The organism is Pseudoalteromonas sp. PS1M3, from assembly GCF_016865405.1.
In the GTDB taxonomy this organism is placed as follows: Bacteria; Pseudomonadota; Gammaproteobacteria; order Enterobacterales; family Alteromonadaceae; genus Pseudoalteromonas; species Pseudoalteromonas marina.
This window is the reverse complement of the sequence record NZ_AP022624.1, coordinates 2,057,136-2,070,892: the sequence shown is the minus strand read 5'-3', so window position 1 is coordinate 2,070,892 and position 13,757 is coordinate 2,057,136. Positions and strand designations below refer to the sequence as shown.

The following is a 13,757-nucleotide window of genomic DNA, read 5'->3' as shown; positions in this document are numbered from 1 at the left end:
TTGCTTTTTTGTGCTTGAAACGAATTAGGTACCATTTATTTTTAACCATTTTAATTTCGATGATAATTTGGTTGAATGACCAAGCTATTCTCATGAATAGTTTTAAGATTCATAAACTTATAATTTGTTAAAAAAGGTACTAGTATTAATTTTACATCAGTAATACTTTAATCTTGATTTAACTGCTGAAAAAGGGGAGTATTGAGTGTTACTCAGAAAAATTGGTGATAACTTTGCTGAAAATTAACTCAATAATATAAGAAAAATAGCGCTTATTATGCATGAACATTCAAATAATCCAGAAAGAAAACTAATAGTTAGAATTTTCTCATCAATAGGCTTTATAGCAACCTTGGTGATGGGCTGGATTGCATTGACCAACAGCGATTATTTTTTATTTTTTACCTTAATATGTTCTTCGCTAATTTACGCATGGGCGCTTAGTGTATATAAGAACGTTGAAAAGTCAGCTAGTGCTATCCTTTATAACCTTTATGCATTGATGATTTACCTTGTTTTAACTGGAGGCGCGCAGGGAACTGGTCCGATTTGGATATTCATAGTTTCGCCAGTCACATTTTCAATTAGAGGCTTAAAGCGCGGTATCGTTGATATTGTTTTGTTTTTATTAGCGGTTATATTAGCTTTTTATTGCGCGCATACCTTTAGTATTTATAACTATCAACCGGATCAATTTCCCTATCGAGTTATATTTTCATTTATTATTGTCGCAATGTTGAGTGGCTTTTATGAAAACTCAAGGGAAAAATACAATCAAAAAATATTAGCACTGAGTAAAAAAAATGAACTGTTGGCGACTATTGACCCTTTAACGGGGTTACCAAACAGACGCTTTACAATGAATAAGCTTAGTGAATTTAAATTAGCGCTCACGAAGGAGCAAAGACCGTTTGTACTTATTTTGTGCGATGTAGACAACTTTAAAAAAGTTAACGACGAGTACGGGCATAGTTTTGGTGATGAAGCGCTCATACACTTAGCTAATATTTTAAAGCAACATATTCCTAATAATGCCGTTGCATCACGCTGGGGCGGGGAAGAGTTTTTGATTGCAATTCCTAATGTATTTAACGCAAAGGGCGTAGAAATCTCAAATAAAATACATGCTGCGCTAAAACAATTTCCGGTTAATACATCTTTTGCGAGCTTAAGCTTAACGATTAGTATGGGGGTTGTTCAATCCCATGAAAGCGATTCTATAGACATTGATATCAAGCGCGCAGATGAATTGCTTTATAAAGCTAAAGAGCAAGGTAAAAATAGGACTTGCTCAGAGTAGTTTTATTATTCCATTGAGAACGAATCAAGTGTTGACTTAACTTTAGCAATACGTCTTTTTAAACTCATGTAACAAACTACATTAAACAGTATTTGGGTGAGCAAAACACATGTATAACTAAAAATTAAATTATTCGAATTACCACCCTGGTAACTCATTAAATTGTAAACACTAAGAATCAGCTGAACGAATAACGTTACATTTAAAAAGCTCATTAAGTGTTTCTTAAATTGTGTGTGTTTATATCGGCTAAATAAAGTTAGCAATATACTAATTAAAACCAGTAGCCAGCTTACAATAATAAGAATTAAAGCAGTATTAGTAATCATATAAAGGCCTTGCTGAAAATTGAAACCCTAGTTGGTTATTAATTAAACCTAAATTACACATGCGCTTTTTATTAACTCTTTTGCGTTTGCTTTTGCTGTTTTACTAACATTGTCGCCGCCAAGCAACCTTGCTATTTCGTCTACTCTACCATCTTTTGTTAGTGCCAGCATATTGGTAAAGGTTTCACCTTTAGCAATTTCTTTTGCTACAAAAAATTGCTGATGCGCACTACTTGCAACCTGCGGCAAATGGGTAACACAGATCACCTGAGTCGATTTACCAAGTTGCCTTAATAACTTTCCAACAGCAGAGGCTGTAGGTCCAGAAATACCTACGTCTACTTCATCAAATATCAATGTTGGTGTTGTTACTTTTTGGGCAATAATAACCTGAATGGCTAAGCTAATACGCGAAAGCTCACCACCAGACGCCACCTTAGCCAAAGGCTGAAGGGGCTGACCTGGGTTGGTCGATACTAAAAACGAAACGCTATCATGCCCTAAAAGATTGGGGGCGCGCTCAGGATCTTCAGTAAGCGATATTTCAAATACACCATTTTCCATGGATAAATTTGCCATACTTTCGCTTATTAAGGTGTTTAAGGTATTAGCATAACTTCTGCGGCTAATACTTAGCGCTTCACTTGCTTGCTTGTAGTCAAGCAATGCATCGTTTATTTCAGAGTCAAGTTGCTCCAAACGCGAACTATTATTACTAATTGACTCGAGTTCTTTTGAAATTGACTGATGAAATTCAACTAATCCTTGCGGTTTTATATGGTGCTTACGAGCTAAGTCCATTGCGCCACTTAACCTATTTTCTATCTCTGTTAAACGGGCTGGGTCTAAATCAACTTGTTCCGTATAATTGCGAATTTCTCGGCTAGCTTCTTCTACTTGAACAGCAGCTTCTTCTAGCATTGCTGCCACACTTGCTAAGCTCTCATCATATTGTGCTAAATCTGCAAATTGTTGTGCGCTGTGCTGTAAAACAGAACACGCGCTTTGTTCTTCACCTTCATATAGGTATTGCAGCTCTTTTTGACATGACTCTAAAATGGTTTGGCTATTACTTAGCTTGTAATGTTCGACTTCAATTTGTTCAAACTCACCGTCTTGTAACGCAAACTCGTCAAGTTCTGCCACTTGGTATTCTAGTAGCTGTTTTTGAGCGGCTTGTTGTAATTGCTGTTGCTCAAGCTGTTTAAATTCTTTTTGAAGGTTGGCGAATTGTTTATAACTTTCAGTTACTTTTACAACCAAGTCTTGATGGCCAGCATATGCATCAAGTAGTTGTAATTGATGTTCAGCTTTTAAAAGGTGTTGATGAGCATGTTGTCCATGTATAGAAATTAAATACTGGCCAATTTCTTTGAGCTGAGATGCAGTTACTGAGCTGCCATTAATATAGCTTTTACTGCGACCATTTTTGCAAACAACGCGTCTAAGTAAGCAATCATTATCAGTACTGGTCAGAAAATGTTGCTCTAAAAAAGCCTGAGCGAGCGGGAGTGCGCTTATATCAAATTGAGCACATACTTCAGCTTTGTCTGCAGAAGGTCGCACAGCAGAGGCTTCAGCGCGCTCGCCTAAACACAATGAAAGTGCATCAATGGCAATCGATTTACCCGCGCCGGTTTCACCCGTGATCGCCGTCATGCCGTTATGCCATTCAGTGCTTAAGTTACTTACAATTGCAAAGTTTTTAATTTCTAAACCAACTAACATACTGTTTATCCATCCAGTTAATTAACTGGTAATTTATACAGTGTTTAGCTTTTTTGCAAATTAATTTTTTATTATTTAGGCAATATTAACATGTTGATTGAGTTGGTTGTTTGGGTCTTGATTTTCTGGGATGTATTCATTTTCTTCATTATCAAGGGGTTGTAGCAAGTCGTTGGTTTTAATTAATTCGATAAGGTTTGGTAACGCTTCTGAGTAAAACGTTTTGTTATACGAGATACCTTGCTGTGGAAGTTCAGACACAAAATACTGGATATTTTCTTCCAAACTTTGGCCATTGCCCGTTTGGTTCGCTTTAGTCAGTTCGTTAGATAAAGTATTGATTAATAGATCAGATACATCTTCAAGGGTTTGCAAATTTTCGTCGGTATGCTTTTGAACTACAAAAAAGTTAGAAACGATTGCTTGAATTCGAGGTGCGTATTTAGGGCGAAGAATTTTCGCTTCTACTAGCTCATTTAATTTTGACTTTAAACGGGCGCCAACTTGTGATACACGTTCGTTAAATTGCTTTTTTTGAGCTTCAATTGCTTTGCGACGATTGCTTTCTATTTTTAAGTAGGTTGCTAGAAGTGTAATTAACAGTAGCAAGGCAAAAAAAACGACATATGTCATTGCTATTTGTTCCTAAAAATTGGTGTATTATTGTTGTAATCTGCATTTTGCGCTAAAGACAACGCTTTAGCAATAAAATTAGTATAAACGACTGCCCCAATTTAATTTCGTACGTAAAACGTTGTAGTAAGAGTAGTTTTTTGGATGAATTAACCGCAATTTTTTATCTGCTTTTTTAATGACGACTTCATCACCAGGTAAAACGGCAAGCACAACGTGGCTGTCGCAGCTGACTTGCAAGCTGTCAGTATTGTCTAAACTAAGTTTTAGCCTCACTTCGTTATCGGCATCTACCACTAATGGCCTGCTTGATAACGTGTGCGGAAACATAGGCACCAAAGATATTGCATTTAGTTCAGGCGTTAATATTGGACCGCCACCAGAGAGTGAGTAAGCAGTTGATCCTGTTGGCGTAGATACAATTAGCCCATCAGAGCGCTGAGAGAATACAAAGTCGCTATTTATAAATGCCTCAAACTCAATCATATGAGCCACTTTATCTGCATGCAATACGGCTTCGTTTACCGCTAAATTGGCACTTTTTAGTTCATTGTGACGATAAACTTCTACTTCCAATAAAAAGCGATTTTCTTCAATATACTCACCACTTAAAACATGCTCTAGGCTAGCTTCAAAACCTTCAGGGTTTAAGTCGGTTAAAAAACCAAGGTTACCTCGGTTAACGCCAATTACAGCAATGTTAAAACGAGCAAGCACGCGCGCAGCTCCTAACATGTTTCCGTCACCGCCAACCACAATTGCAAGGTCGGCTTGCTCTCCTAAATCAACCAGTTTAACAAGGTTTTCTTTGGGTACATCGACTAACTGTCCGCCAGTGCGCTTTTCAACAATCACTTCAAAACCAAGTGCCAGTAGAAATGTATGCAAACGCTGCAAAGTGGCAGCCGCTTTTGGGTGGTTTGGTTTGCCAATAAGGCCAATAGTATTGAAAGGAGAGTTCATAATCTGCACACTAAAAATTTTGATGTTTGTAGAGTAACTCAAAAGCAAAGTGTTTGAAAATACAGATTTTACCTAAATGAGTATGATTCAATTTAGTTTAAAATAAATTTGTTTTATATTGTTCAACAAAGGGGAAATGACTTGAAATAGCAGCAAATGCCCCGATATACCTTTCATGCAACAAGATGTAGATATCATGAAATTAAATCCGCGCGATCAGCAAATATTTTCAGCTGTAATGAACATGTACTGTAACGGTGAGGGATTGCCCGTTCCATCAACAAAAATTGCCAAGCTAAAAAGCATGGCTGTGTGTTCAGCAACCGTTCGTAATGCAATGGCCCGTCTTGAAAAAGTAGGTTTATTGTATTCCCCCCACACTTCTGCAGGACGAGTACCTACAGATGAAGGGTTTAATTATTGGTTTGATGAGTTTTTTCCATTAGCAGATATTGCTAGTTACTGGGAGCCAGAGCAAGCACAGCTAGTTGAATTGGCACATGGCTTGAGTCAAAAGTATCAGGTATGCTGTTGTGTTGGTTTACCGCAAGTGAGCTCACAGCATGTATTTAGGGTTGAAGTACTTGATTTTGATTCTACCGATTGGCTTATTTTATTGATCGATCGAGCAGGCCAAAGCCATAATATTTGCATTGATAAACCACATGATGCTTCAGATACGGTTCGTTACCAGTTTGCAACGTGGTTAAATACAGTATTTAGTCAACAAACATTGATGGAAGGCTTGTATAGAATGCAAGCAATGGCAAACACAGCGCCTAAAAACTGTCATGACTCACTTACTCAATGGACACGGCAGCTAAGTCAAAAGTTAGGTTCAGACAATAGTATTGTTGTGGGTGAAAACTACCTTTATAAAAAAATAAATTGTGAGCAAAGCCTAAATATAGGCGTGTCATTTCTAAATTTTGTTGAAGATGCACTGGCATTTAAAAATGGTGTTTCGGTGATCAGCGGTAAAAAACTTCCGTTTAGTGAATGTAACGATCTAATAACCATCAGCGTTCCTTACTTTCAAAACCAAGAATATCAAAGCCGCTTTTGTATAATCTGCCCAAAATCAGCGCAAATAGAACAAATAATCCAAGAATTTAAATTAATTGAGTCATCGAACTCTTGAATCTTTTTATTCAATCCCCATAATTACCGCAATTGAAAAGAATTGGAGCATGTATTTTATGTCTGAGCAGACACAAAACCCAGAGCAAGAAGTAGAACTAAACGAAGAAATTGAACAAATGCAAGCAGATGTAGAAGCAGCCGTGGATGCCGCTGAACAACATGCAGAAGAACAAAGTCCTGAAGCTGAAATTGCGATGCTTTACGCAGAGCTAGAAGCTGCTAAGCAAACTATTGCAGACCAAAAAGACGGTGTGATCCGTGCCGCTGCTGACGTTGACAACATTCGCCGTCGTGCTGCACAAGATGTAGAAAAAGCACACAAATTTGCACTTGAAAAGTTTGCTAACGAATTACTTCCTGTGATTGATAATCTTGAGCGCGCTATTGAGTTTTCTGATAAAGAAAACGAAACGTTAAAGCCGTTGCTTGAAGGTATTGATATGACGGTTAAAAGCTTTAACGATGCTGTTGCTAAATTCGGTGTTGAAATTGTTAACCCACAAGGCGAGCAATTTAACCCAGAGTTCCATCAAGCTATGTCAATTCAGCCAAGCAACGATGTAACACCAAACACTGTGCTTGCTGTTATGCAAAAAGGCTACACATTAAATGGACGTTTATTACGCCCGGCAATGGTTATGGTTTCAAAAGCGGCTGACGCTTAATTTAGCCGTTTAACACTTTAAAAATGCCTCAAATTGAGGCATTTTTTTTGTCTTTTTTAAAATGAATTATTTGCACTAATATGGTCAGTAGTACCGCGCTAAACATGAGGCTCGAAAACGGCACAGAGCTTTGAGCATGCATAACAGCAAGAATGGGGCCTACCAAGGCACCGCTGCCAAACCTAAGCGTACCAATAACGGCAGTAGCCGTGCCGGTGTTTTTTTCAAACTTCATGAGTATTAACGAATCTGCATTACTGGCAGTGACCCCTAAACTCATCATTAATGGTGCAATTGCTGCCACTATATAATAAAGCGATAAATGTAAAATACTAAAAGTTAAAAGGCAAAATCCTGAAATAAAACCGCATACCAATCCAATATATAACATTTTGCGTGAACCAATACGCGGCACAATTCGTGTGTTTAAAAAGTTACCAAACATTAATGCCATCACATTAAAGGCAAATAATATCCCAAACAGTTGCTCCGACACTTTGTATAAGTCTAAATAAATAAAAGGCACTGAGGTTAAAAAGCAAAAAAAGCCAAACGATACAAACATTGAGCTTAAAATATCGGCGCGTGCATCGGTATTACTCAAAACAGTTTTATAACTATCAAAAAATAAGGCTAACCCTTTTTTTTCGCTGGTATGAATAGGTATATCAATTAAATATACTTGCACAAACACAAGTATTATAAAACTGTAAGCTGCTAATACTAAAAATATGGTAGACCAAACAGAAAACCCTAAAATAAAAGAGCCTACAGACGGCGCTATTAATGGTGCAACCATCATGATCATCGATACATACGACATACCTTTTGCCGTATTTTGCTGATAAATATGCCTAATGATTCCTGGCACGACCACCGTAGCAGCAGCACCAGTGAACGCTTGTATTGCCCTTAGTGCCCAAAAAGTATGAATTTCTGTTGTGAATGCTAACGCAGTAGAGGTTAAACCAAATAATGTTAAACCAATTTTAGCCAGTTTTCGGCGGCCAATTTGATCCGCTATAGGGCCAAAAAATAACATGCCCAATGAGTAACCTGCTAAATAAATACTTAGCGATATTTGTACATTTGGCATACTTGTTTGTAAATTGTTCGCAATAACCAACATTGCGGGCAAATACATATCAATTGCAAGGGGTGTAATAGCGACAATACTTGCTAATAAAGGTAATAAAATACGGGTATTAAAAGACGTAGACGAGGCGCCCATACATAAACTCAAGGTAACTAAAACAAGGGCTATAGTGTAGCAGGGCATTGTATATGTATAAACGTAGTTTAGCCGGAACGTTACTTACTTCACCGCAAAGTACTTACCTTAAACCAATGATTTTAAACTGGCACTGTGTTTGCTATCCTACTTGCAGTATAAATGACTTAAGGTAATACAATGAAAAAATTGGTATTGGCACTAGTAGCAACGGCTGTTTTAGCAGGGTGTAAAACATCGCCAACAGGGCGTACTCAAATAGCGCTTTATTCGGATCAGCAAATGAGCGAAATGGGTACAGCTAGCTTTGCTGACATGAAAAAAAATCAGCCAATTAATAAAGATTCAAAAACCAATACATATGTAAATTGTATTGCTGAAAAAGTAATTGCCGTTTTACCTAATGAGTATGCATCTCAAAACTGGGAAGTGGTGGTATTTGAAGATGATTCAGCAAATGCATTTGCTTTGCCTGGCGGTTATATTGGTGTTCATACCGGATTACTAAAAATAGCGACTAACCAAGATCAAGTTGCCACCGTTTTAGGGCATGAAGTAGGACACGTAATTGCAGAACACTCTAATGAACGTGTATCACAAAGCTCGTTGTTAAGTACGGGAATGCAATTGGGTAGTGTTGCGCTTGAAATGGGTAACGTGCAGTACCGTAATGAAATTATGCAAGGGCTCGGATTAGGCGCTCAATATGGTGTGGTTTTACCGTTTAGCCGTTCTCATGAATCTGAGGCCGATACCATTGGTCTTGATTTAATGGCAAAAGCGGGTTTTAACCCAAAAGAGTCGGTTACGCTTTGGGAAAACATGAGTAAAGCGGGAAGCGGTGCAACGCCTGAATTTTTGTCTACTCACCCAGCACCGACGAGTCGTATTAATAATTTGCAGTCGCAAATGACAAAAGCACTAAGTGAGCAAAGTACTGCAAACTCACAAGGAAAAAGGCCACAGTGCTCACTTTAGTTGAGCTCTTAACAGTATAAAGCAGTGGCGTATAGTGTTGATGCGCTAATAAAATAAAACCCCTGAATGTAAATACTTTCAGGGGTTTTATTTTATCGGTTATGTGTGTTATTCAGCAGCGAGTGCTTCTTTAAATACAGTTTTAAAACGTTCAAAGTCTTCTATATGTGGTAAGTGGCCTAAATTATCGAGTTCATATAATTTAGCATTGGGGATAAGCGAAACGGCATTTTTGCCTAACTTATCGTATCGACCAAGCTCGTAATCTACACCGGTTTTTTTCCAGTTGCGGCCTGGTCCTGTTCTATCACGGGTACCAATAATTAACTCAACTGGCACGGCAAAGTCTTTAAATTCAGTAATAACCGGTTGAGTGAAAATCATATCGTATGTTTTAGCATTAACCCACGCCATGTGAGCTTTATCCGGCCCTTGTATTTGCCCTGTAATAAAGTTCGTTAATGCTGAATATGTAGCGTTCCATTTACCATCGTAATAGTTTTTTTGCTGATATTTTTTTACGCCCTTGGGCGTTTTAGCAAGCTCATTTTTATAAAAGAAGTTGGTGTCTTTGTATTCAACATAATGTAAGTAGTTTTCAAGCCCTATAGGGTTAAGCAAAACCAATTTAGTTGTTGTATTGGGATACATTAAAGCAAAGCGACTTGCCAACATGCCGCCCATAGAATGGCCAACTACAATTGTTTGTTTTAAGTTAAGGGAGTCAATTAACGCATGTGTATGGTGGGCAAGCGATGCAAACGAATACTGATAATTAGTGGGTTTAGATGATTTACCAAAGCCAATTTGATCCGGAATTAATACACCAAAGCCAAGCGATTGTAAGTACTGCGCTGTAGTCGTCCAATAATCAGCATTAAAATTTTTGCCGTGCATGAGTGTCACGGTAGGCATCTTTTCTTTGGTAGGCTTTAGGTAAATATACGCCATCTTTAAAGACTGCTTTTGTGATTCAACGCTAAAGTAATTTACTTTAAAGTCATATTGATAACTGCTTAAAAGGGCATCGTAAGATAGGGACTCTGTATTTACTTCACTACTTGCTAAAGCATTATTAGTGAAAGCTAACAAGGCAGTAAAACACATCACTTTAATTGACATCATTTCATTATTCCTTCAAAGGTAAAGCATGAGGCTTAAAAGAAATACGACAATAACTAAGTATTTACAGCCATTCAATTAAATACTTTTATGGCATAAAAAAAGGAGCGCTTAATAGGGCTCCAATTTATGTGATTTTAACGCAGTGTAATTGCTTAAAAGGTCCACTCTACATGTATTTGCGGAACTGACTCTGTCACTTCAGTTCCTAGCTTGTTATGCCAGTATTGAAGCTCCATGCCGAGTAGCAACGTATTTTCTTTCATTTCAAAGGCATGGCCCATGTCCCATACTAAAATAGGTTGTGCGAGTATCCATGCCTCTACATCGTTTCCAAATTCGTCTTCACGTTCTGCAATGTATTCTGCGTGCCCTTTAAAGCTGAACTTTTGTGAGCCAATAGTAAAAGGGTATTCAAAAGCTACATCAAACATCCAACTATTTGTTTCTATGGGGGCGCCGCCTTTAGCAACACCTTCGCTGTCGTCAATATAGGCTGTTACTATCGTTTGAAAGAAGTTAAAACCTGGTACATCCCAGCTTAATTTAACACCCGGCAGGTATTTCACCATTTTAGCATCGCCAGCAATATTTATACCGCCAGTAAGGCCAACATCTAATAACGCACCGGTGCCAATTTTTTCACCGCTGAGCGCCGATAAGCTAACAGTTGAATACCATTCGCCGTAAAAATCGCTATCTTGATAGCCGTCAGCTTTATCGTCTTTACTGTAATCAATGAAAAAGAAGTTGTCGCCGTAATCGTAACCCGATGCATGTTGAACTGAGTAAACCGTGGTATCTGACTCTTGCTCAGTAAAAGGGTTTTTTTGGTCGCCATTGTTAATGTGTAATGCTGTGCTGCTCCAATTAGCGGCAAAAGCAGAAGACGATAAAGCAATGGATGTAAGGGTAAAAAAGGAGAGTGTTTTATTTAATTTCATAATTTGTATTTAACTATAACTTGAGTGACACGCGAAAGCGCGCATTATAGCAAAAGTGATTAATATGTAGAGAAATATGTTGCAGCTTGTTTTTAAGCTGCAACAGTGGGGCAAAGGTTTTAAGCTTTATTACGACGCAAACAAATTATTGCTATAGCGGTAAATGCTAAAATGAAACAATAATAAGACGATGTTGAGACTTCCCAAGGGCTAATTTTAAACGTAGCGCCAAGTAAAAGAGCTTGTGCTCCATAAGGTAAAGAGCCCTGAGTTACACAAGCAAAAATATCAAGTAGGCTTGCAGAGCGTTTGCCACTAATTTCACCATCGTCAGCGAGTTTTTTAGCAATAGGACCCGCCACAATAATTGAAACGGTATTATTAGCAATACAAATGTTGCTTGTCATGACTAGGGCTGCAATGCCAAGTTGGTCAGCTACTTTTCGGTGCCATTTAGCAATTACTTTAGTAATGGCTTGAATTTTTTGGGCAATGTAATCAAGGCCACCGTTAATGCGAATAAATTCAGAAAGACCACCAATAAACATAGAAAGTAAAAATATTTCCTGCATATCGGTAAAGCCTTGATAAATATCTTTAACAAAGCTAGACCCTTCGTAGCTACCGGTAAAGCCCATTAATGCAGCAAATATAATACCGCTAAATAACACAACAAATACATTTAGACCTGCTACGGCGAGAACTAAAATAAAGGCATAAGGTAGCACTAACCAAATATCGTAATCTTGGGTTTCGACCACTTGCGCTGCAGGCGTAAGGTAAAACAATAAACCGATTGTTAAAATTGCGGCTGGTACTGCAATTTTAAGGTTTTCTTTAAATTTATCTTTCATTTCACAACCTTGCGTACGTGTAGCCGCAATCGTGGTATCTGAAATAATTGATAAGTTATCGCCAAACATAGCGCCAGACACAATAGTACCCGCCATAAGGGCTGGGTCTATGCCTGTTTTGATCGACACCGCATAAGCAATTGGGCCAATCGCCCCAATAGTACCCATTGATGTGCCCATGGCTGTAGATACAACCGCGGCAATTAAAAATAAACCAGGAAGTAATAGAGCGGGCGGTATCAGTGATAAACCCGCATTAACTACGGCGTCAACACCCCCTGTTGCACTGGCCACTGCAGAAAAAGCACCAGCAAGCAGGTAAATTAAACACATCGTAATAATGTTGTTATGCCCAGCGCCTTTTATAAAGGTTTCAACACATTGATTAACAGTGCCTTTATTAAGTATAAAGGCAAGCATAATGGCGGGTAATATTGCCACCGGTGCTGGGAGTTGATAAAAAGCGTAATCAACCCCTTGAGATTGCAGGTATAAACCAGAACCTAAAAATAGGGCTACAAATGTTAGTAGGGGTAGTAAAGAAAGTATTGCTTTGTTTTTATTAAATGATGGCTGCATCATAATCCTCGAAACCAATTAATTACCACAGCCAAAAATTCCTCTTTTAGCTGAATTTAGCAAGTCTATCTACGTTGTTAAAAGCTAACAAATAGTAGAACAATGCAGCGCCCGCAAGCCAAAGACCAAATCGACGCGAAAAGGAAGTTTAAATGTATAGATGGCTAAAGTAAACTGGTATTGTTATTATTCTTTTATTAAAGGGTTGACTGACTATTACATGACTTTTAGATAAAATCTACTAAGTACGTTACTTTCAGTGATTGATGTTAACTGGGCGATATATACACTCAATATATACAAAACGATCGGTTTACGGTTTAAACAAAAATAAATTAAGGCATAGTGATGATTCGAATAGGTGTTTTTGGTGCTAATGGCAGAATGGGTTTAGCTTTATTGGAAGCCGCAACAATAAAAGAGCAAACACAACTAACAGGCGCCTATGTTCGCAGTGGGTCATCGTTAATTGGAGTTAATGTAAACCAAATAAATAGCGCTGCCGATAAGAGCGTATGTTTTAGCGACGAAAACACGCTCGAAAGTGTTGATGTTTTAATTGATTTCACCCTGCCAGACGGTATGCGTAGCCACTTAAAGCGTGCTGTTGAACAATCTCTCCCTTTAGTTATTGGCACAACAGGTTTAACGGCCGATGACATGGCATTATTAGAAAATGCTGCTAAACATATACCTATTGTATTTGCTCGTAACTACAGTGTTGGTGTAAATGTGTTACTAAATTTAGTTCAAACGGCTGCCACTAAGTTCGGTGACGATTTAGATATTGAGATATTTGAAGCGCATCACCGTCATAAAATCGATGCGCCATCGGGCACGGCTCTGGCAATTGGTGAGTCAATTGCAGATGCAAAAGGATGGAACCACGAAGAGGTTGCTGTATACGATCGAAGCCAAATTGAAACTGAAAAATCTCAAAACGAAATTGGTTATTCAGTCCTAAGAGGAGGTGACATAGTAGGTGAACATACCGCATATTTTGCCACAATGGGGGAAAGGCTTGAATTAACGCACAAAGCAAGTTCGAGAATGACCTTTGCGCTAGGCGCTATAAGAGCTGCAAGCTGGTTGCAAAATAAACCGGTAGGACTTTATGACATGCAAGATGTGCTCGATTTAAAGTAGTTTAGTATCTATTTTGGGTGTTTGGGTCTAATTTTAGCTAAAAGCACTTATTTGTTATGATTTACCAAATAATGTTAGACCTAAAACTCAACATCATGTAGTATACAGCCAATTTGCCAAAAATTACTAAATGCGTGTTTCC

The 13,757-nt window shown here is 38.2% G+C and carries 12 protein-coding genes; 5 read left to right on the top strand and 7 right to left on the bottom strand.

What is annotated here, in order from left to right; translation table 11 throughout:
* The first annotated feature begins 277 nt into the window (after positions 1-277).
* Complete coding sequence (locus tag PS1M3_RS09470) at positions 278-1,300, top strand: GGDEF domain-containing protein (RefSeq protein WP_239104445.1); 1,023 nt, start codon at positions 278-280, stop codon at positions 1,298-1,300.
* A 377-nt stretch (positions 1,301-1,677) separates the two neighbouring features.
* On the opposite strand, the gene recN is transcribed toward PS1M3_RS09470, so the two are convergent.
* The 3 genes from recN to nadK form a co-directional block, all read right to left on the bottom strand.
* Positions 1,678-3,357 (bottom strand): DNA repair protein RecN, encoded by a 1,680-nt coding sequence (gene recN, locus PS1M3_RS09465; protein WP_203983803.1) that lies wholly within the window; start codon positions 3,355-3,357, stop codon positions 1,678-1,680.
* Between the two features lie 75 nt (positions 3,358-3,432).
* A complete protein-coding gene (locus PS1M3_RS09460; protein WP_010557610.1) occupies positions 3,433-3,990 on the bottom strand; it encodes a hypothetical protein in 558 nt (185 codons plus the stop codon).
* A 78-nt stretch (positions 3,991-4,068) separates the two neighbouring features.
* On the bottom strand, positions 4,069-4,953 hold the full coding sequence (gene nadK, locus PS1M3_RS09455; protein ID WP_010557611.1) for an NAD(+) kinase: 885 nt from the start codon (positions 4,951-4,953) through the stop codon (positions 4,069-4,071).
* 175 nt (positions 4,954-5,128) lie between these two features.
* On the opposite strand from nadK, the gene PS1M3_RS09450 reads away from it, so the two are divergent.
* Positions 5,129-6,094 carry an HrcA family transcriptional regulator gene (locus PS1M3_RS09450; RefSeq protein WP_203983801.1) on the top strand — a complete coding sequence of 322 codons (966 nt, stop codon included), beginning with the start codon at positions 5,129-5,131 and terminating at the stop codon, positions 6,092-6,094.
* Positions 6,095-6,152: 58 nt separating this feature from the next.
* Positions 6,153-6,761: a nucleotide exchange factor GrpE gene (gene grpE, locus PS1M3_RS09445; RefSeq protein WP_008132071.1), complete on the top strand. Its 609-nt coding sequence runs from the start codon at positions 6,153-6,155 to the stop codon at positions 6,759-6,761.
* A gap of 28 nt (positions 6,762-6,789) precedes the next feature.
* Here grpE and PS1M3_RS09440 read toward each other — a convergent pair whose 3' ends face one another.
* Positions 6,790-7,992: a multidrug effflux MFS transporter gene (locus PS1M3_RS09440; RefSeq protein WP_203983799.1), complete on the bottom strand. Its 1,203-nt coding sequence runs from the start codon at positions 7,990-7,992 to the stop codon at positions 6,790-6,792.
* A gap of 180 nt (positions 7,993-8,172) precedes the next feature.
* On the opposite strand from PS1M3_RS09440, the gene PS1M3_RS09435 reads away from it, so the two are divergent.
* Positions 8,173-8,970, top strand: coding sequence for a M48 family metallopeptidase (locus PS1M3_RS09435; protein ID WP_203983791.1), 798 nt, complete (start codon positions 8,173-8,175; stop codon positions 8,968-8,970).
* 108 nt (positions 8,971-9,078) lie between these two features.
* Here the strand turns inward: PS1M3_RS09435 and PS1M3_RS09430 are convergent, their stop codons facing one another.
* From PS1M3_RS09430 to PS1M3_RS09420, 3 genes are all read right to left on the bottom strand, one after another.
* Positions 9,079-10,095, bottom strand: a complete 1,017-nt coding sequence (locus PS1M3_RS09430; protein ID WP_203983782.1) for an alpha/beta fold hydrolase — start codon at positions 10,093-10,095, stop codon at positions 9,079-9,081.
* A 152-nt stretch (positions 10,096-10,247) separates the two neighbouring features.
* Entirely contained in the window at positions 10,248-11,036 is a 789-nt protein-coding gene (locus PS1M3_RS09425) for a nucleoside-binding protein (RefSeq protein ID WP_203983779.1), read from the bottom strand.
* 119 nt (positions 11,037-11,155) lie between these two features.
* Positions 11,156-12,469: a Na+/H+ antiporter NhaC family protein gene (locus PS1M3_RS09420; RefSeq protein ID WP_021032455.1), complete on the bottom strand. Its 1,314-nt coding sequence runs from the start codon at positions 12,467-12,469 to the stop codon at positions 11,156-11,158.
* A gap of 348 nt (positions 12,470-12,817) precedes the next feature.
* On the opposite strand from PS1M3_RS09420, the gene dapB reads away from it, so the two are divergent.
* Positions 12,818-13,615 carry a 4-hydroxy-tetrahydrodipicolinate reductase gene (gene dapB / locus PS1M3_RS09415; RefSeq protein WP_008132076.1) on the top strand — a complete coding sequence of 266 codons (798 nt, stop codon included), beginning with the start codon at positions 12,818-12,820 and terminating at the stop codon, positions 13,613-13,615.
* Positions 13,616-13,757 lie beyond the last annotated feature (142 nt).

What these genes read in the sequence shown, in the direction of transcription:
- nadK (WP_010557611.1), bottom strand. Translation starts at nt 4,953, where the DNA reads ATGAACTCTCCTTTCAATACTATTGGCCTTATTGGCAAACCAAACCAC.
- grpE (WP_008132071.1), top strand. Translation starts at nt 6,153, where the DNA reads ATGTCTGAGCAGACACAAAACCCAGAGCAAGAAGTAGAACTAAACGAA.
- PS1M3_RS09435 (WP_203983791.1), top strand. Translation starts at nt 8,173, where the DNA reads ATGAAAAAATTGGTATTGGCACTAGTAGCAACGGCTGTTTTAGCAGGG.
- PS1M3_RS09420 (WP_021032455.1), bottom strand. Translation starts at nt 12,469, where the DNA reads ATGCAGCCATCATTTAATAAAAACAAAGCAATACTTTCTTTACTACCC.
- dapB (WP_008132076.1), top strand. Translation starts at nt 12,818, where the DNA reads ATGATTCGAATAGGTGTTTTTGGTGCTAATGGCAGAATGGGTTTAGCT.
- PS1M3_RS09440 (WP_203983799.1), bottom strand. Translation starts at nt 7,992, where the DNA reads ATGGGCGCCTCGTCTACGTCTTTTAATACCCGTATTTTATTACCTTTA.
- PS1M3_RS09470 (WP_239104445.1), top strand. Translation starts at nt 278, where the DNA reads ATGCATGAACATTCAAATAATCCAGAAAGAAAACTAATAGTTAGAATT.
- PS1M3_RS09450 (WP_203983801.1), top strand. Translation starts at nt 5,129, where the DNA reads ATGCAACAAGATGTAGATATCATGAAATTAAATCCGCGCGATCAGCAA.
- PS1M3_RS09425 (WP_203983779.1), bottom strand. Translation starts at nt 11,036, where the DNA reads ATGAAATTAAATAAAACACTCTCCTTTTTTACCCTTACATCCATTGCT.
- recN (WP_203983803.1), bottom strand. Translation starts at nt 3,357, where the DNA reads ATGTTAGTTGGTTTAGAAATTAAAAACTTTGCAATTGTAAGTAACTTA.
- PS1M3_RS09460 (WP_010557610.1), bottom strand. Translation starts at nt 3,990, where the DNA reads ATGACATATGTCGTTTTTTTTGCCTTGCTACTGTTAATTACACTTCTA.
- PS1M3_RS09430 (WP_203983782.1), bottom strand. Translation starts at nt 10,095, where the DNA reads ATGATGTCAATTAAAGTGATGTGTTTTACTGCCTTGTTAGCTTTCACT.